The organism is Streptomyces sp. A2-16 (assembly GCF_018128905.1).
GTDB lineage: Bacteria > Actinomycetota > Actinomycetes > Streptomycetales > Streptomycetaceae > Streptomyces.
Genome location: NZ_CP063808.1, coordinates 3,041,995 through 3,059,709 on the forward strand (window position 1 = coordinate 3,041,995; position 17,715 = coordinate 3,059,709).

General features: G+C 71.3%; 16 protein-coding genes. 6 read left to right on the forward strand and 10 right to left on the reverse strand.

Annotated features, from left to right (window positions below):
* The first annotated feature begins 40 nt into the window (after positions 1–40).
* The 4 genes from IOD14_RS13705 to IOD14_RS13720 are packed head-to-tail and all read left to right on the forward strand — an operon-like array spanning position 41 to position 4,365.
* Positions 41–1,012: an ornithine cyclodeaminase family protein gene (locus IOD14_RS13705; RefSeq protein ID WP_212670366.1), complete on the forward strand. Its 972-nt coding sequence runs from the start codon at positions 41–43 to the stop codon at positions 1,010–1,012.
* Positions 1,009–2,157 carry an FAD-binding oxidoreductase gene (locus IOD14_RS13710; RefSeq protein WP_123994286.1) on the forward strand — a complete coding sequence of 383 codons (1,149 nt, stop codon included), beginning with the start codon at positions 1,009–1,011 and terminating at the stop codon, positions 2,155–2,157. Before IOD14_RS13705 ends, IOD14_RS13710 begins: the two co-directional genes overlap by 4 nt.
* Positions 2,154–3,218 (forward strand): saccharopine dehydrogenase, encoded by a 1,065-nt coding sequence (locus IOD14_RS13715; RefSeq protein WP_123994285.1) that lies wholly within the window; start codon positions 2,154–2,156, stop codon positions 3,216–3,218. The genes IOD14_RS13710 and IOD14_RS13715 overlap by 4 nt, the downstream gene beginning before the upstream one ends.
* Positions 3,211–4,365 carry a saccharopine dehydrogenase family protein gene (locus IOD14_RS13720; RefSeq protein WP_212670367.1) on the forward strand — a complete coding sequence of 385 codons (1,155 nt, stop codon included), beginning with the start codon at positions 3,211–3,213 and terminating at the stop codon, positions 4,363–4,365. Before IOD14_RS13715 ends, IOD14_RS13720 begins: the two co-directional genes overlap by 8 nt.
* Here the strand turns inward: IOD14_RS13720 and IOD14_RS13725 are convergent.
* On the reverse strand, positions 4,343–5,596 hold the full coding sequence (locus IOD14_RS13725; RefSeq protein WP_123994283.1) for a serine hydrolase domain-containing protein: 1,254 nt from the start codon (positions 5,594–5,596) through the stop codon (positions 4,343–4,345). The two genes, IOD14_RS13720 and IOD14_RS13725, sit on opposite strands and share 23 nt — an antisense overlap.
* Positions 5,597–5,754: 158 nt before the next feature.
* On the opposite strand from IOD14_RS13725, the gene IOD14_RS13730 reads away from it, so the two are divergent.
* The gene (locus IOD14_RS13730) at positions 5,755–6,204 is read left to right on the forward strand and encodes a PPOX class F420-dependent oxidoreductase (RefSeq protein WP_123994282.1); all 450 of its coding nucleotides are present in this window, start codon (positions 5,755–5,757) and stop codon (positions 6,202–6,204) included.
* 35 nt (positions 6,205–6,239) lie between these two features.
* Here IOD14_RS13730 and IOD14_RS13735 read toward each other — a convergent pair whose 3' ends face one another.
* Positions 6,240–7,580, reverse strand: a complete 1,341-nt coding sequence (locus IOD14_RS13735; protein WP_212670368.1) for an MFS transporter — start codon at positions 7,578–7,580, stop codon at positions 6,240–6,242.
* Positions 7,581–7,708: 128 nt separating this feature from the next.
* On the reverse strand, positions 7,709–8,374 hold the full coding sequence (locus IOD14_RS13740; protein WP_212670369.1) for a TetR/AcrR family transcriptional regulator: 666 nt from the start codon (positions 8,372–8,374) through the stop codon (positions 7,709–7,711).
* Between the two features lie 141 nt (positions 8,375–8,515).
* Between IOD14_RS13740 and IOD14_RS13745 the strand changes: the two genes are divergently transcribed.
* On the forward strand, positions 8,516–9,391 hold the full coding sequence (locus IOD14_RS13745) for a shikimate dehydrogenase (protein WP_123994279.1): 876 nt from the start codon (positions 8,516–8,518) through the stop codon (positions 9,389–9,391).
* Positions 9,392–9,398: 7 nt separating this feature from the next.
* On the opposite strand, the gene IOD14_RS13750 is transcribed toward IOD14_RS13745, so the two are convergent.
* The 7 genes from IOD14_RS13750 to tal form a co-directional block, all read right to left on the reverse strand.
* The gene (locus tag IOD14_RS13750) at positions 9,399–10,862 is read right to left on the reverse strand and encodes a membrane-associated oxidoreductase (RefSeq protein WP_123994278.1); all 1,464 of its coding nucleotides are present in this window, start codon (positions 10,860–10,862) and stop codon (positions 9,399–9,401) included.
* Positions 10,863–10,962: 100 nt separating this feature from the next.
* A complete protein-coding gene (locus tag IOD14_RS13755) occupies positions 10,963–11,550 on the reverse strand; it encodes a histidine phosphatase family protein (protein WP_123994277.1) in 588 nt (195 codons plus the stop codon).
* Positions 11,551–11,557: 7 nt separating this feature from the next.
* Entirely contained in the window at positions 11,558–12,436 is an 879-nt protein-coding gene (gene gnd, locus IOD14_RS13760) for a phosphogluconate dehydrogenase (NAD(+)-dependent, decarboxylating) (protein WP_212673267.1), read from the reverse strand.
* Between the two features lie 10 nt (positions 12,437–12,446).
* Positions 12,447–14,099, reverse strand: a complete 1,653-nt coding sequence (pgi, locus tag IOD14_RS13765; protein WP_212670370.1) for a glucose-6-phosphate isomerase — start codon at positions 14,097–14,099, stop codon at positions 12,447–12,449.
* Positions 14,092–15,027 (reverse strand): glucose-6-phosphate dehydrogenase assembly protein OpcA, encoded by a 936-nt coding sequence (gene opcA, locus IOD14_RS13770; protein ID WP_123994275.1) that lies wholly within the window; start codon positions 15,025–15,027, stop codon positions 14,092–14,094. The genes pgi and opcA overlap by 8 nt, the downstream gene beginning before the upstream one ends.
* Complete coding sequence (gene zwf, locus IOD14_RS13775; protein WP_123994274.1) at positions 15,024–16,559, reverse strand: glucose-6-phosphate dehydrogenase; 1,536 nt, start codon at positions 16,557–16,559, stop codon at positions 15,024–15,026. Before zwf ends, opcA begins: the two co-directional genes overlap by 4 nt.
* Positions 16,556–17,701 (reverse strand): transaldolase, encoded by a 1,146-nt coding sequence (gene tal / locus IOD14_RS13780; RefSeq protein ID WP_123994273.1) that lies wholly within the window; start codon positions 17,699–17,701, stop codon positions 16,556–16,558. The genes zwf and tal overlap by 4 nt, the downstream gene beginning before the upstream one ends.
* Between the last annotated feature and the right edge of the window lie 14 nt (positions 17,702–17,715).

Below are 17,715 nucleotides of genomic sequence, written 5' to 3' on the forward strand. Positions count from 1 at the left end.
GGGCGGATTCCGGGAGGACGGATCCGGACAGGAAGAGGGAATGACCGACGACGTCCTCTTCCTCTCCGGAGAGCAGGTCACCCGCCTGCTCGACGTGGACAGGGCCATCGCCTCGCAGCGCGCGGCCTTCACCGCGCTCGGCTCCGGGACGGCCGACCTGCCGGCGAAGATCATGCATCCGAGCCGCTTCGACGACAGCGTCGTCTTCGCGTACGTCTCCCGGCTCTCCGCCGACTCCGGGGCCGTCGCGAAGTTCGGCAGCGTCAACCCGGGCAACGCGGCGGCCGGACTGCCCACGATCCACGCCGTGGTGTCGGTGCTCGACCCCGTGACCGGCCGCCTGGCCGCCGTCATGGACGGTGCCGCCGTGACCACCCTGCGCACGGCCGCCGCGAGCGCCGTCGCCGTCGACGTGCTCGCCACCCCCGACAGCACCCGGCTCGCCGTCCTGGGCTCGGGCACCCAGGCCCTGGCCCATGTGCGGGCGATCTCCCGGGTGCGGCCCCTGACCTCCGTACGGCTGTGGAGCCCGACCCCGCGCCACCGCGCCCGCGCCGCCCGGGAGCTGGCGGACCTCGGCCTGCCCGCCGAAGCGGCCGGCAGCGCCGAGGAGGCCGTGACCGGTGCGTCCCTGGTCGCGGCCTGCACGCTCAGCAGTACACCGGTCGTGCGCGGGGAGTGGCTCGCTCCCGGCTGCACGGTGGTGAGCGTGGGATCCTTCGAACCCACCCGCCGCGAGGTGGACACCGAAGTGCTGCGGCGAGCGGTGCTCTCGGGGGCCGTCGTCGTGGACGACCCGGCGACCGCGGCGGAGCACGCCGGACCGGTCGTGGACGCCCTGCGGACGGGTCTGCTGACCGAGCCCCTCGGTCTGGGCGACGTACTGACCGGACGCGCGGCGGCCCGGACCGCCCCCGGCGACCTCGTGTACTACAACAGCGTCGGCCTCGGCATCCAGGACGCCGCCGCGGCCGCGGCCGTGGTGCGGGCCGCGAAGGAGGAGCGCCGGTGACCACACGCACGGCCGAGGTCGTCGTCATCGGCGGCGGCGTCATCGGCACGAGCATCGCCCGCCACCTGGCCCGCGCGGGCGTACCCGACGTGGTGCTCGTCGAGCGGGACGAACTGGCCTCCGGTTCCACCTCCAAGGCCGCGGGCGGGGTGCGGGCGCAGTTCTCCGACGAGCTCAACATCCGGCTCGGAGCGCGCAGCCTGGAGGCGTTCAGCCGCTTCGAGGAGGAGACCGGACACGACATCGGGCTGCACCGGGTCGGCTATCTCTTCCTGCTGTCGACGCCCGAGGAGGTGACCTCCTTCGAGGCGAGCGTGCGGCTCCAGAACTCCCTCGGTGTCCCCAGTCGCATGATCGACCCGGCCGAGGCACAGCGGCTCTCCCCGCTCATCACCACCGACGGACTGCTCGCCGCCGCCTTCTCGCCCGAGGACGGCCACTGCACCCCCGAATCCGTAGTCCACGGCTACGCGGCCGACGCCCGCCGCCACGGCGCGACGATCCTGCGGCACACCGAGGTCACCGGCATCGAACGGCACGGCGACGACATCACCGCCGTCACGACGACCAAGGGCCGGATCGCCACCGGCACGGTGATCTGCGCGGCCGGCGCCTGGTCGCGGGCCGTCGGCGCCATGGCCGGCGTGGACCTGCCGGTCGAACCGCTGCGCCGCCAGATCGCGGTCACCGAACCCGTCGAGGGACTGCCCCCCGACCTCCCCATGACCATCGACTTCACCAGCAGCCTCTACTTCCACGGCGAGGGCCCCGGCCTCCTCCTCGGCATGTCCGACCCCGACGAGAGGCCCGGCTTCGACACCACCACCCACGACCGCTGGATCCCCCGCCTGGCCGACGCCATGCAACACCGCGCCCCCGCCCTCCTCGACCTGCGCCGCACCGGCGGCTGGGCCGGCCTGTACGAGCTCACCCCCGACCACAACGCCCTGATCGGCGAGGCGACTTCGGTCTCCCGCCTGCTGTACGCGACCGGCTTCTCCGGCCACGGATTCCTCCAGGGACCGGCCGTCGGCGAGGTCGTCCGCGACCTGTACCTCGGCCGCGTACCCTTCGTGGACATCAGCCCGCTCAGCGCCGGCCGGTTCGCGGCCGACGCCCCGCGCCCGGAGGCCAACCGCGTATGACCGAGCTCCATCTGTGGCTGCGCCACGAGGTCCGTTCCACCGAGCGACGCACGCCCCTCGTGCCGTCCGACGCCCGACGGCTCGTCGACGGCGGCGTGACCCTCACCGTCGAGGACTCCCCGCAGCGGATCTTCCCGATCGAGCAGTACGAGGCGGCCGGCTGCGGTGTCGCGCCCGCCGGTTCCTGGGCTTCCCGGGCGCCGCGGGACGCCGTGGTCGTGGGCCTGAAGGAGCTCCCCGACGAACCCGCCGCCCTGACCCACCGGCACGTCTTCTTCGGGCACGCCTACAAGCAGCAGCCCGGCGCCGCGGAGCTGCTGCGCCGGTTCGCCGCCGGGGGAGGAGCCCTCCTCGACCTGGAGTACCTGGTCGACGACCACGGCCGCAGGCTCGCCGCGTTCGGCTACTGGGCCGGGTATCTGGGTGCCGCGCTGGCCGTGCTCCAGCACCGGGGCAGGCTCGTCGCACCCCTCACGCCGACCTCACGGGAGGAGCTGGAGGAGGCGCTGCGGCCCGCCGCCGGCGACGAGGAGTTCACGGCGCTGGTGATCGGGGCCCTGGGTCGCAGCGGCCGGGGCGCCCGCGTCGCGCTGCAGGCCGCAGGGATCGAGCCGACCTGCTGGGACCTCGACGAGACCCGTGACCTCGACCGCCCCGCCCTCCTCGCCCACGACGTACTGGTGAACTGCGTCCTCGCCACCAGCCCGATCCCGCCCTTCGTCCGCGAGGCGGACCTCGACGACCCCGCCCGCCGGCTGCGCACCCTCTCCGACGTCACCTGCGACGTCGGCTCGCCCCTGAACGTCCTGCCGGTCTACGACCGCGTCACCGAGTGGGCCGAGCCGGTCCGCCGGCTGCACAAGGAGCCCCCGCTCGACCTCATCGCCATCGACAACCTGCCGTCCCTGCTCCCGGAGGAGTCCAGCGTCGGCTTCTCGGGCTCCCTGCTGCCCCTGCTGCTGGAGTTCGGGGTCGGCGGCCCGTGGGGGCGCTGTCTGGACCGTTTCCGTCAGGCGTGCCGTGAACTCGGCATCGAGGAAGGGGAGTTCCGAAGTGTCTGACCTCGTACCCGCGACCGGCACCGTCCACTGGATCGGCGCCGGGCTCTCCACCGGCAGCGGCCTGGCCGCACTCTGCGACTCCGCCGACCGCGTGCTGCTGTGGCACCGCACCGAGGAGCGGGCGGAGGAGGCCCTCGAGCAACTCGGGCTCAACGGACGCGCCGCGCCGCGCGCCTGGACCCTGGACGCCCTCGCGGCCGAACTGGCGCCCGGGGACGTCGTCGTGTCGATGCTGCCCGCTCCCGAGCACGCCGGGATCCTCGCCGCCTGTGTCCGCGGGAACGCCCACTTCGCCTGCTCCAGCTATGTCTCCGACGCCGTCCTCGAACAGGTCCCGGCGGCGCGGAAGGCCGGGCTCGTCGTCCTCACCGAGGCCGGACTCGACCCGGGCATCGACCACCTCTTCGCCCACGGCCTCGTCGCCGCGGCCCGCGAGGCGATCGGCGACACGACACCGGCGTCGTACGCACTCACCTCCTACTGCGGCGGCATCCCCGCCGTCCCGAACGACTTCAGGTACCGCTTCAGCTGGGCCCCGCTCGGCGTCCTCAACGCCCTGCGCTCGCCCGCCCGTTACATCGACAACGGCACCCCGGCCACCGTCGACCGCCCCTGGGAGGCGACCCGGCGCCACATCGTGGACGGCGAGACCTTCGAGGTCTACCCCAACCGCGACAGCGTCCCCTTCGTCGAGCAGTACGGACTGCCGGCCGCCTGGACCCCGCGGACCTTCGTCCGCGGCACCCTGCGCCTCGACGGCTGGCTGCGGGCCTGGGAGCCGGTCTTCGAGGAGCTGAGGACCGGCGACGACACCCGGATCGCCGCCCTGGCCCGGGAACTGGCGGCCAAGTATCCGACGACGGACGCCGACCGCGACCGGGTCGTCCTCGCCGTGTCCCTCGACGTACGCGCGGAGGACGGCCACACCTGGTCCGGCGGTTACCTCCTCGACCAGGTCGGAGACGAGGAGGACAGCGCCATGGCCCGCTGCGTCTCCCGGACCCTCGCCCTGGGCGTCGGGCACATCCTGGACGGCTCCCTCCCGGCGGGGCTGCACCGCGCCGCCGAGACCGGCGCCCGCTCACGGCAGTGGCTGGGCGAACTCGCCCGGGACGGCGTGCACTTCACCCTGCGGATCGACCAGTAGGCACCTGGTCCACGACCGCCTCGTGGACCAGCCGCTTGAGGTCGGGGAAGAGCTTCAGCCTCTTCGGCCGTACCTGGGTGAAGAACTGCACGGTCAGATCGCGGACCGGGTCGACCCAGAAGGTCGTGGAGGCCGCCCCGCTCCAGCCGAAGGACCCGAGGGACGAGGGGGCCAGGGTGCGGGCGGGGTCGATCACCACGGAGACGCCGAGGCCGAAGCCGACGCCGTCGTTGCCGGGCTCGTCGTGCGCGGGTTTGGTGCCGAACGCACGCAGGTCGGCGCCGCCCGGGAGATGGTTGGAGGTCATCAGGTCCACCGTCTCGGCGGACAGCAGACGGGTGCCGTCCAGTTCGCCGCGGCGGCGCAGCAGTTCCGCGAAGCGGTGGACGTCGTGTGCCGACGCCGCCATGCCGCCGCTGCCGGACAGCAGACGGGGCCGGCCCCGCAGCGGCAGCCCGGGGACCGGCTCGATGCTGCCGTCGTCCTTCTCGCCGTACAACTCCGCGAGCCTGGGCGCCTGTTCGTCCGTCACCCAGAAGCCGGCGTCGGTCATCCCGAGGGGGTCGAAGACCCGCTCGGCGAAGAAGGCGTCGAGCGTCTGGCCGGACGCGATCTCGATGACGCGGCCCAGGACGTTGGAGGCGACCGAGTAGTTCCACTGCGTGCCCGGCTCGAACTGGAGCGGCAGGCTCGCGTACACGTCGACCGTCTGCGCGAGGTCCGAGCCCGGCAGCACCGACGACTCCAGACCGGCCTCGCGGTAGAGGGCGTCGACCGGGTGGGAGTGGTAGAAGGCGAAGGTCAGGCCCGCGGTGTGGGTCATCAGATGCCGGACCCGTATCGGACCCCTGGCCGGGCGGGTGGTGACACCGTCCCCGGAACCGTCCACGTGGACCCGGGGGTGCGCGAACGCCGGGAGGTAGTCGGCGATCGGGTCGTCCAGCGACAGCCGGCCCTCCTCCACCAGGATCAGGGCGGCCACGGCGGTGACCGGCTTGGTCATCGAGTAGATCCGCCACAGGGTGTCGGCCTCGACCGGCAGGCCGGAGGCGAGGTCGCGTCGGCCGTGCGCGGTGAGGTGGGCGACGCGTCCGCCGCGGGCGACGGACACCAGGAAGCCGGGCATCCGGCCCTCGTCGACGTAGTGGGCGAAGTGCTGGTCGAGGCGGTCGAGCGCCTTCGCGTCCAGTCCCACCTCAGCGGGATCGACCTCTTGTCGAAGCTGTGCCATCGCTCTCCTCCGTCGCATCCGTCGAGGTGCGGACCGATATACCCGGCCCGGACCACCTCAGACATCATCGTCGCTCAGCAAACCGCGACGAGCTGCGGGTCTGCCGGGATTCGACGGTCGTGGGAATGCCGGGCGCGGCCGGGTCCGTTGATCGAGACATGACTCAGGACGCGACGCAGGACGCACTGCTCCGACTGCTCTCCGAGAGCCACGGCGGGGTGCTGGTCACCCTCAAGCGCGACGGCCGGCCCCAGCTGTCGAACGTCAGCCATCACTACTATCCCGACGAGCGGATCATCCGGGTCTCCCTCACCGACGACCGCGCCAAGACCCGCAACCTGCGCCGCGATCCCCGTGCCTCCTACCACGTGACGACGTCGGACCGGTGGGCGTACACGGTCGCCGAGGGCACGGCCGACCTCACCCCGGTGGCCGACGACCCGCACGACGACACCGTCGAGGAACTCGTCCGCCTGTACCGGGACGTCCAGGGCGAGCATCCCGACTGGGACGACTACCGGGCGGCGATGGTCCGGGACCGGCGGCTGGTGCTGCGGTTGCGGGTCGAGCGGGCGTACGGCATTCCCACCGGGGCGAATCGGGGCTGAGCGAGCGGAACGGGGTCAGGCCTTCGGGGAGGGGGTCAGGCCGTCACTTTTTCCGGGCGGGGCTCCTTGCGGGGCGCACGCACCCCGAGCTCCTCCGTGGCCACCTCGTGGGTCTCGCGGGCGGTCAGGGCGGCGATCACCGGCGGGACGCACAGGGCGGCCGTGAACAGGGTCACCGACGACCAGTCCGTACCGTCGGGCCCCGCGATCTGCGCCGCGAAGGTGACCGCGAAGCCGGCCACGGCGAAGCCGATCTGGGTGCCGATCGCCATGCCCGACAGCCGGACCCGGGTGGAGAACATCTCGCCGTAGAAGGACGGCCAGACCCCGTTCGCCGCGCTGTAGACGACCCCGAAGGCGACGATGCCGAGCAGCAGCGTCAGCGGGTAGTTGCCCGTGGAGATCGCCCAGAGGTACAGGAACATCGTCACCGCGCTGCCCACCGCGCCGATCAGGAAGACCGGGCGCCGGCCGATGCGGTCCGAGAGGGTGGCCCACAGGGGGATCGCGGCGAGCGCGACGAGGTTGGCCAGCGCGCCGACCCACAGCATCGAGGAACGGCTCATCCCGACGGCGTCGCTCGTCGCGTACGCCAGCGCCCACACCGTGAAGATCGTGGAGACCGAGGCGATCAGCGCGCCCCCGATCACCCGCAGCACGTCCGCCCAGTGCTCCCGCAGCAGGACCGCCAGGGGCAGCTTCGGGACGCCCTCGGAGGCGGCCTGCTGCTCGAACGCCGGTGTCTCGTCCAGCTTCCGCCGGATCACGAAGCCGACCACGGCGACCGCGACGCTCAGCCAGAACGGCACCCGCCAGCCCCAGGACAGCAGCTGGTCCTCGGGCAGCGCGGCGACCGGCAGGAAGACCAGGGTGGCGAGCAGCTGCCCGCCCTGGGTGCCGCTGAGCGTGAAGCTGGTGAAGAAGCCCCGTCGGTGCGCCGGGGCGTGTTCCAGGCTCATGGAGTTGGCGCTGGCCTGCTCGCCGGCCGCCGAGATGCCCTGCAGGACCCGGCACAGCACCAGCAGGACCGGGGCGAGGGTGCCGACCTGGTGGCGGCTGGGCAGACAGCCGATGAGGAACGTCGACAGGCCCATCAGGATGAGCGTGAAGACCATGATCTTCTTACGGCCGACCCGGTCGCCGAAGTGCCCGAGGAAGAGCGCGCCGACCGGCCGGGCCGCGTAGGCGACACCGAACGTGGCCAGCGACAGCAGGGTCGCGGTGGCCGGGTCGGACTCGTCGAAGAACACCTTCGGGAAGATCAGGGCTGCGGCGCTGCCGTAGATGAAGAAGTCGTAGTACTCGAGGGCGCTGCCGATCCAGGCGGCGGTTGCCGCCTTCTTCGGTTGCCCGACGGCTTCGGCGGGGACGGACACGGCGTTGCTCCATTCGGGGGGACTCCGGGGGAGCTACCCAGTTAATTAACCCACTGGGTAGTTAGTAGCGGTTGCCCACGGATGTTGCGCCCACGTGTCCCGGCTGTCAAGAGTTCCGGACGGACGGCTCAATGGGTGGACCGCTCCGCCGTCAGGTACGCGATCACCATGTCGCCCAGCATGGCCCGGTAGTGCTCGCGCTGCTCCGGGGCGACGAGGTCGCGGCCGAAGAGCGCGCCGAAGGTGTGCCGGTTGGCGACCCGGAAGAAGCAGAACGAGCTGATCATCGCGTGCAGGTCCACCGCGTCCACGTCGGCCGTGAACAGGCCGGACTCCTGACCGGAGGCCAGGATGCGGCGGATCACGTCGAGTGCGGGGGAGCCGATCCGGCCGAGCTTCTCGGAGGCGGCGATGTGCTCGGCGCCGTGGATGTTCTCGATGCTGACCAGGCGGATGAAGTCGGGGTGCTGCTCGTGGTGGTCGAAGGTCACCTCGGCCAGGCGCCGGATCGCCGCGACCGGGTCCAGGTGCTCGACGTCGAGCTCCTGCTCGGCCTCGCGGATCACGCCGTAGGCCCGCTCCAGGACGGCCGTGAACAGCTGTTCCTTGCCGCCGAAGTAGTAGTAGATCATCCGCTTGGTGGTGCGGGTGCGGGCGGCGATCTCGTCGACCCGGGCGCCGTCGTAGCCGGCCCGTGCGAACTCCTGGGTCGCCACGTCGAGGATCTCGGCCTGGGTGCGGGCGGCGTCGCGGATCCGCCCGTTCGGTCGTGCCGGTTCGTCGACGCTGGTCATCGGGATCCTTCGGGAGTGCGGCCGGTGCCGCAGATTCTAGAAGGCGCGGCCGGACTCTTCCCCGGCGGCGGTCCGGCTGATATAGCTAACGTACTGGTTCGTACATTAACCCCCCACTCATTGATCGTTCAGGAGGTCCGTGTGGCCAGGGACTCGTTTCTCGTCGGACTGATCGGCGCCGGCATCGGCCCCTCGCTGAGCCCGGCGCTGCACGAGCGGGAGGCGGACCGGCAGAGCCTGCGCTATCTGTACCGCCTCCTCGACATCGACGTCATCGGCGTACGTCCCGAGGCGGTCGGCGATCTGGTGCGGGCCGCCCGTGACCTGGGCTTCGACGGGCTGAACATCACCCACCCCTGCAAGCAGCTGGTCGTCGGGCACCTGGACGCGCTCGCCCCGCAGGCCGAGGCGCTCGGCGCGGTCAACACCGTCGTGTTCGAGGACGGCCGCGCCGTCGGCCACAACACCGACGTCACCGGCTTCGCCGCCTCCTTCGCGCGCGGGCTGCCCGACGTGCCCCTGGAGCGGGTCGTGCAGCTGGGTGCGGGCGGCGCGGGGGCGGCCGTCGCGCACGCCACGCTCACCCTGGGCGCCGGACGGGTCACGGTCGTGGACGCGCTGGCCGACCGGGCGGCGGATCTGGCGGCCTCGCTGAACGGCCACTTCGGAGACGGCCGGGCGGCCCATGCCACCCCCGATCGGCTGCCGCAGCTGCTCGCCGACGCCGACGGCATCGTGCACGCGACCCCCACCGGCATGGCGGCCCACCCCGGCCTGCCCCTCCCGGCCGGCCTGCTCCGCCCCGACCTGTGGGTCGCCGAGGTCGTCTACCGACCCCTGGAGACCGAACTGCTGCGCACCGCCCGCGCGTTGGGCTGCGCCACGCTGGACGGCGCCGGCATGGCCGTCTTCCAGGCCGCGGACGCGTTCCGCCTGTTCACGGGACGGGAGCCGGACGCGGCCCGGATGCTGACGGACATCGCGGAGCTGGCGGGCGTGGCCGGCGTACCCAAGTAACCCCGCCTCACTGACGGTTGACCGTGCGGGTGACACCCGCGAAGACCGTCGTGGCCAGGATCCACCCCGCGATCACCAGGGCGTACGACAGCGACTGGTACCAGCCCCGCGGGGCGAAGGCCCCCTCCTGGCCGAAGGAGATCACCGGGAGGAGTAGGTCGAGGGTGTAGAAGACCGGGTCGAAGTGCGGGGCCTCGTCCGCCTTCAGAGGCGGTGGATGGTGCAGGGCGAACGCGACCGAGCCGACCGCGAGCAGGGAGACCAGCCACACCCCCGCGCGCAGCGGGTGGAAGCCGTAGCCGACGGCGGAGTCCTGGACGTGGCCCCACAGCCGCCCGTACCAGGGGAGGGTGGCGCGACGGCGGCGCTGCTTGGCGAGCTGGACGAGCCGGGCGGCGTGGTCGTCGCCGATCCGCCGGTAGGCGGCCGTCAACTGCTCGTAGGCATGCGGGACATAGCCCTCGCGGTCCCGCTCCAGCATCGGCAGCCGGCGCGCGGGCGGTTCCTGCGGGGTGAGCGAGGTGTAGACGAGCCCGTTGAACTGCACCTCGTCCGGCACGGACTCCGGCTCCAGGAACAGCTCGTCGATCTGCGCGCGACGCAGCGTGAGGGTGCCCTCCATGGGCGGTCCCTTGCGGACCCACAGTTCCCCGATGGTGCTGCTGCTCGCCCGCAGTGCCGCGTCGCCGGGGTTCGACAGATGGGCGTACGACAGGTCGAGCCGGCCCGCGACCCGGGCGCCGCGCAGCCCGATCCAGCCGAAGGTGTGGACGCGGCGCAGGTGGAAGTCGCCCTCCACGACGAGGGTCTGCGCGTCGAGGACGATGTCGCCGGGGTGGCTGAGCCGGGCGTCGTTGAGGTTCACGGAACCGGCGACGGTGGCGCCGTTGAGACGCACCTCGCCGTGCGCACGCAGGCCCGGTGCCCACAGGTCGTCGCCGATGGTCATGTGGTTGAGCTGGAGCGCCGGTTCCCCGGCCTGGTCCGCGACGATCTCTGCGCGGTCCATGAACAGCGCGCCCGCGATCTGGGCCCCGCCGAGCCGCACCGGGCCGTTCACCCGGCAGTCGGTGAGGCGCAGCACGGCCTCCACGCGCATCGTGGCGGCGGTCAGCCCGGGCAGCACGGAGCCGCTGAGGTTCAACTGGCGCAGTCGGCAGCCGTACAGCAGCGGTACGTCGTCGAAGTGGCACTGGCTGAGCCGTATGGCGTGGTCGACCGTCCCGTACTGGAGCGCGAGCACACCGGTGATCCGGGCGCCGGCCAGCTTGAGCGCCGGTATCTCCCCGTCCTCCTGCGGCCCGTTGAGCATCAGGGCCCGCAACACGGTTGCCCGGACCGTGCGTTCGGCACCCCAGCCGGCGCCGTCCGCCATGTCCTCGTCCTCCGCCGCACGGAAGTCCACGGCCTCACCCCGGGGAAAGGCCCGCCACACCCTCAGTTCGGCCGGTGTCAGGTTGTTGATCTCCATCAGCGGTGACTCTCCAACGCACGCGCCACGGTGTCAACAGGCCCTGGACAAAGATGACGGCCCGGGAGCCTGAGCTCCCGGGCCGTCCGCAACCGCCGTTCTAGACGCGGGTGTTCCACTCCGCGATCACCGGGCGGTCGTGTTCCGTCGAAAGGCGGCTCACCGTGCCGGTCGCCAGCTGGAACAGGCGGCCCTCCGCCGGGGTGAGTCCCAGTCGGCGGGCCGTCAGGACCCTCAGGAAGTGGGCGTGGGCCACGAGGACCACGTCCCCGTCGGGGAGGGCGGCGTCGACGCGGGCGAGGACCCGGTCGGCGCGGCGGCCGACCTGCTCGGGCGACTCGCCGGGGTGTCCGTCCGGGCCGGCCGGGACCCCGTCGGTCCACAGGTTCCAGTCGGGGCGGGTGCGGTGGATGTCGACGGTGGTGACGCCCTCGTAGGCGCCGTAGTCCCACTCGTGGAGGTCGGGGTCGGTCAGGGCCCCGGAGATGCCCGCCAGTTCGGCGGTGCGTATCGCGCGGCCCAGTTCACTGGTCAGCGCGAGCGAGAAGGTCCGGCCCGACAGGAGCGGAGCGAGGGACTTGGCCTGTTCCTCGCCGTGCTGGGTGAGGGGCAGGTCGGTCCAGCTGGTGTGCTGTCCCGACACGCTCCACTCCGTCTCGCCGTGGCGGACCAGAAGAAGATCCCCCACGGCGCGCCTACTTCTTCGCTTCGACGGCGTGCCCGCCGAACTGGTTGCGCAACGCCGCGATCATCTTCATCTGCGGGGAGTCGTCCTGGCGGGACGCGAACCGCGCGAACAGGGACGCGGTGATCGTCGGCAGCGGCACCGCGTTGTCCACGGCCGCCTCCACGGTCCAGCGGCCCTCGCCGGAGTCCTGCGCGTAGCCCTTCAGCTTGTCCAGGTGCTCGTCCTCGTCGAGGGCGTTGACCGCGAGGTCGAGGAGCCAGGAGCGGATGACGGTCCCCTCCTGCCAGGAGCGGAACACCTCCCGCACGCTGTCCACCGACTCGACCTTCTCCAGGAGCTCCCAGCCCTCGGCGTACGCCTGCATCATGGCGTACTCGATGCCGTTGTGGACCATCTTTGAGAAGTGCCCGGCGCCGACCTTGCCCGCGTGGACATAGCCGTACGGCCCCTCGGGCTTGAGGGCGTGGAAGATCGGCTGGAGCCGGTCCACGTGCTCCTTGTCGCCGCCGACCATCAGGGCGTAGCCGTTCTGCAGGCCCCACACACCGCCGGAGACACCGGCGTCGACGAAGCCGATGCCCTTGGCGCCCAGCTCCTCGGCGTGCTTCTCGTCGTCGCTCCAGCGGGAGTTGCCGCCGTCGACGACGATGTCACCGGGGGAGAGAAGGGAGCCGAGCTCGTCCACGACGGACTGGGTGGCGGCGCCGGCCGGCACCATCACCCACACCGTGCGAGGCGCCTCGAGCTTGTCGACCAGTTCGGCCAGGCTCGCCACGTCGGAGACCTCGGGGTTGCGGTCGTAGCCGATGACGGTGTGGCCGGCGCGGCGGATCCGCTCGCGCATGTTGCCGCCCATCTTGCCCAGGCCGATGAGGCCGAGCTGCATCGCTGTCATCTCAGAGCACTTCCTTCAGTTCACGGTAGGCGGCCACGAGGGCGGTGGTGGAGGAGTCGAGACCGGGGACGTCGGCCCCCTCGGTCAGGGCGGGCTCGACGCGCTTGGCGAGGACCTTGCCGAGCTCGACGCCCCACTGGTCGAAGGAGTCGATGTTCCAGATCGCGCCCTGGACGAACACCTTGTGCTCGTAGAGGGCGATGAGCTGGCCCAGGACCGAGGGCGTCAGCGCACGCGCCAGGATGGTCGTGGTCGGGTGGTTGCCCCGGAAGGTGCGGTGGGCCACCTGCTCCTCCGCCACGCCCTCCGCGCGGACCTCCTCGGCGGTCTTGCCGAACGCGAGGGCCTGCCCCTGGGCGAACAGGTTGGCCATCAGCAGGTCGTGCTGGGCCTTGAGTTCGTCGCTCAGCTCGTCGACGGGACGGGCGAAGCCGATGAAGTCCGCCGGGATGAGCTTGGTGCCCTGGTGGATCAACTGGTAGTAGGCGTGCTGCCCGTTGGTGCCGGGCGTGCCCCACACCACCGGTCCGGTCTGCCACTCCACGGGCCGGCCGTCGCGCTGCACCGACTTGCCGTTGGACTCCATGTCCAGCTGCTGGAGATAGGCGGTGAACTTCGACAGGTAGTGGCTGTACGGCAGTACGGCGTGCGACTGGGCGTCGTGGAAGTTGCCGTACCAGATGCCCAGCAGGCCCAGCAGCAGCGGGGCGTTGGCCTCGGCGGGCGCGTTCTGGAAGTGCTCGTCGACGATCCGGAAGCCGTCGAGCAGCTCCCGGAACCGGTCCGGGCCGATGGCGATCATCAGGGAGAGACCGATCGCCGAGTCGAAGGAGTAGCGGCCGCCGACCCAGTCCCAGAACTCGAACATGTTGTCCGGGTCGATGCCGAAGTCGGTGACCTTCTCGGCGTTCGTCGACAGGGCGACGAAGTGCCTGGCGACGGCCTTGTCGTCGCGGAGTCCGGCCGGGCCGTCCAGCAGCCAGGTGCGGGCCGACGTGGCGTTCGTGATCGTCTCGATCGTGGTGAACGTCTTGGACGCGACGATGAACAGCGTCTCCGCCGGGTCCAGGTCCCGCACCGCCTCGTGCAGGTCGGCGCCGTCCACGTTGGACACGAAGCGGAAGGTCAACTCCCGTGCCGTGTAAGCCCGCAGGGCCTCGTAGGCCATCGCGGGACCGAGGTCGGAGCCGCCGATGCCGATGTTGACGACGTTCTTGATCCGCTTGCCGGTGTGCCCGGTCCACTCGCCGGAGCGGACCCGGTTCGCGAAGTCGCTCATCCGGTCGAGCACGGCGTGCACCTGCGGCACGACGTTCTCCCCGTCCACCTCGACCACGGCGTTGGCGGGGGCGCGCAGCGCGGTGTGCAGCACCGCCCGGTCCTCGGTGAGGTTGATGCGCTCGCCGCGGAACATCGCGTCCCGCAGCCCGAACACATCGGCGGCGGTGGCCAGCTCCTGGAGCAGGGCCAGGGTCTCGTCGGTGATCAGGTGCTTGGAGTAGTCGATGCGCAGATCGCCGACGCGCACGACGTACCGCTCCGCGCGCCCGGGATCCGTCGCGAACAGCTCACGCAGATGGGTGACACCCTCGGCGCGGTGGTCCTCCAGCGCGGTCCACTCGGGGCGGCGCGTCAGCTTGGGAGAGTCAGACATGGGAAAGGTTCTCCTTGGTGGCCTCGCCCCTGAGAGCGACGGCGTACATCTCGTCCGCGTCGAGGCGCCGCAGCTCCTCGGCGATGAGTTCGGAGGTGGAGCGGACCTTCAGCGCGAGGGTGCGCGACGGCTGGCCCGGCAGGGACAGCGTGGCCAGCGGGCCCTCGGGGCGGTCGATGACGATCTCGCCGTTCGCGGTGCCCAGGCGGACGGCCGTGACGACCGGACCGGCGGTGACCACGCGGTCGATCTTCACCTTCAGCCGCGCTTCCAGCCAGCGCGCGAGGAGTTCGGCGGCCGGGTTGTCGGCCTCGGCCTCCACGGCACCGGAGATGATCTGCACGCGCGCCTGGTCGAGGGCGGCAGCCAGCATCGAGCGCCACGGGGTGAGCCGCGTCCACGCGAGGTCGGTGTCGCCCGGCGCGTAGGAACGGACCCGGGTCGCGAGGACGTCGAGGGGGTTCTCGACGGCGTACAGGTCGGTGATCCGGCGCTGGGCCAGCGCGCCCAGCGGGTCCTTCGCGGGGTTGTCGGGCGCGTCCACCGGCCACCACACGACGACCGGGGCGTCCGGGAGCAGCAGCGGCAGCACCACGGAGTCGGCGTGGTCGGAGACCTCGCCGTAGGTCCGCAGGATGACCGTCTCGCCGGTGCCGGCGTCGGCGCCCACCCGGACCTCGGCGTCCAGGTGCGAGTTGGTGCGGTCGCGCGGGGTCCGGGCGTGCCGCTTGATGACGACCAGGGTGCGCGAGGGGTGCTCGTGCGAGGCCTCCTCGGCCGCCTTGATCGCGTCGTAGGCGTTCTCCTCGTCCGTGACGATCACCATCGTCAGGACCATGCCCACGGCGGGGGTTCCGATGGCGCGGCGACCCTGCACCAGCGCCTTGTTGATCTTGCTTGCCGTGGTGTCGGTCAGGTCGATCTTCATGGCCTGCGCCAGCTCCGTCCGTCTCGTGCGAGCATCTCGTCGGCTTCCTCGGGTCCCCAGGTACCCGACGCGTACTGCGCCGGACGGCCGTGGTTCGCCCAGTGCTCCTCGATCGGGTCGAGGATCTTCCAGGACTCTTCCACTTCCTGGTGGCGCGGGAACAGGTTGGCGTCACCGAGGAGGACATCCAGGATGAGCCGCTCGTACGCCTCCGGGCTGGACTCCGTGAACGACTCGCCGTAGGCGAAGTCCATCGTCACGTCCCGGATCTCCATCGAGGTGCCCGGCACCTTCGATCCGAACCGGACCGTCATGCCCTCGTCCGGCTGCACCCGGATGACGATCGCGTTGGAGCCGAGCTCCTCGGTGGCCGTGGAGTCGAAGGGCGAGTGCGGGGCCGTCTGGAAGACCACCGCGATCTCGGTGACCCGGCGGCCGAGCCGCTTGCCGGTGCGCAGGTAGAAGGGGACGCCCGCCCAGCGGCGGTTGTCGACGTTCAGCCGGATGGCGGCGTACGTGTCCGTGGTGGAGGCGCGGTCGATGCCCTCCTCCTCCAGATAGCCGAGCACCTTCTCGCCGCCCTGCCAGGCGCCCGCGTACTGCCCGCGCACGGCGTGCTTGCCGATGTCCTCCGGCAGCTTCACGGCCCTGAGGACCTTGAGCTTCTCGGTGAGCAGCGACTCGGCGTCGAACGCGGCCGGCTCCTCCATGGCGGTCAGCGCCATCAGCTGGAGCAGGTGGTTCTGGATGACGTCCCGGGCGGCACCGATGCCGTCGTAGTAGCCGGCGCGGCCGCCGATGCCGATGTCCTCGGCCATCGTGATCTGTACGTGGTCGACATACGACCGGTTCCAGATCGGCTCGTACATCTGGTTGGCGAAACGCAGCGCCAGGATGTTCTGGACGGTCTCCTTGCCGAGGTAGTGGTCGATCCGGAAGACCTGGTCCGGCTCGAACACGTCGTGCACGAGGGCGTTGAGCTCGCGTGCGCTCTTCAGGTCGCGGCCGAACGGCTTCTCGATGACCGCGCGCCGCCAGGAGCCCTCGGGCGCGTCCGCGAGGCCGTGCTTCTTGAGCTGCTGGACGACCTTCGGGAAGAACTTCGGCGGTACGGAGAGATAGAAGGCGTAGTTGCCACTGGTGCCGCGGGCCTTGTCGAGGTCCTCGACGGTCTGGCGCAGCTGCTTGAACGCCGTGTCGTCGTCGAAGTCGCCCGGGATGAACCGCATGCCCTCGGCGAGCTGCTGCCAGACCTCCTCACGGAACTCGGTCCGCGCGTGCTCGCGCACCGAGTCGTGCACGATCTGCGCGAAGTCCTCGTCCTCCCAGTCCCGGCGGGCGAACCCGACGAGCGAGAAGCCCGGCGGGAGCATGCCGCGGTTGGCGAGGTCGTACACGGCGGGCATCAGTTTCTTGCGGGACAGGTCGCCGGTGACACCGAAGATGACGAGGCCGGACGGTCCCGCGATCCTGGGCAGACGCCGGTCGCGCTCGTCGCGCAGGGGGTTCTGCCAGTCGGCGGTGATGGTCATTCCGCGTCAACTCCCTTGCTGTTCAGCGACTTGGTGACGGCGTCCAGCAGGTCCTGCCAGGCCGCCTCGAACTTGGCGACGCCCTCGTCCTCCAGCTGCTGCACGACCTCGTCGTACGAGATCCCGAGCGCTTCCACGGCGGCCAGGTCGGCGCGGGCCTGGGCGTAGCCGCCGGTCACCGTGTCGCCGGTGATGGCACCGTGGTCGGCGGTGGCGTTCAGCGTGGCCTCGGGCATGGTGTTGACGGTGCCGGGTGCGACCAGGTCGTCGACGTAGAGGGTGTCCTTGTACGCGGGGTCCTTCACGCCGGTCGAGGCCCACAGCGGGCGCTGCTTGTTGGCGCGGGCGCCGCCGAGGGAGTTCCAGCGCTCACCGGCGAAGACCTCCTCGTACGCCTGGTAGGCGAGGCGCGCGTTGGCGAGTGCCGCCCTGCCCTTGAGCGCGAGGGCCCGGTCCGTGCCGAGGACGGTGAGCCGCTTGTCGATCTCGGAGTCGACACGGGAGACGAAGAAGGAGGCGACGGAGTGGATCGCGGAGAGGTCGAGGCCCCTCTTCGCGGCCTTCTCCAGCCCCGCGAGGTAGGCGTCCATGACCTCGCGGTAGCGCTCCAGGGAGAAGATCAGCGTGACGTTGACGCTGATGCCGAGGCCGATGACCTCGGTGATCGCCGGGAGGCCGGCCTTCGTCGCCGGGATCTTGATCATGACGTTGGGGCGGTCGACCAGCCAGGCGAGCTGCTTGGCCTCGGCGATCGTCGCCCGGGTGTCGTGGGCGAGGCGCGGGTCGACCTCGATGGAGACCCGGCCGTCCCGGCCCCCGGTGCTGTCGTGCACCGGGCGCAGGACGTCGGCGGCGGCGCGGACGTCGGCCGTGGTCATCATCCGTACGGCCTCGTCGACCGTCACGCCACGGGTGGCGAGGTCGCTCAGCTGCTCCTCGTAGCCCGCTCCGGAGCCGATGGCGGCCTGGAAGATGGACGGGTTGGTGGTGACGCCGACGACGTGCCTGGTGGCGACGAGCTCGGCGAGGTTGCCCGACTCGATCCGCCCGCGCGACAGGTCGTCCAGCCAGATGGAGACGCCCTCGTCGGACAGGCGCTTGAGTGCTCCCGCGGTCGCGGTTGCTTCGGTCACTGTGATCATCTTCTTTCTGGCGG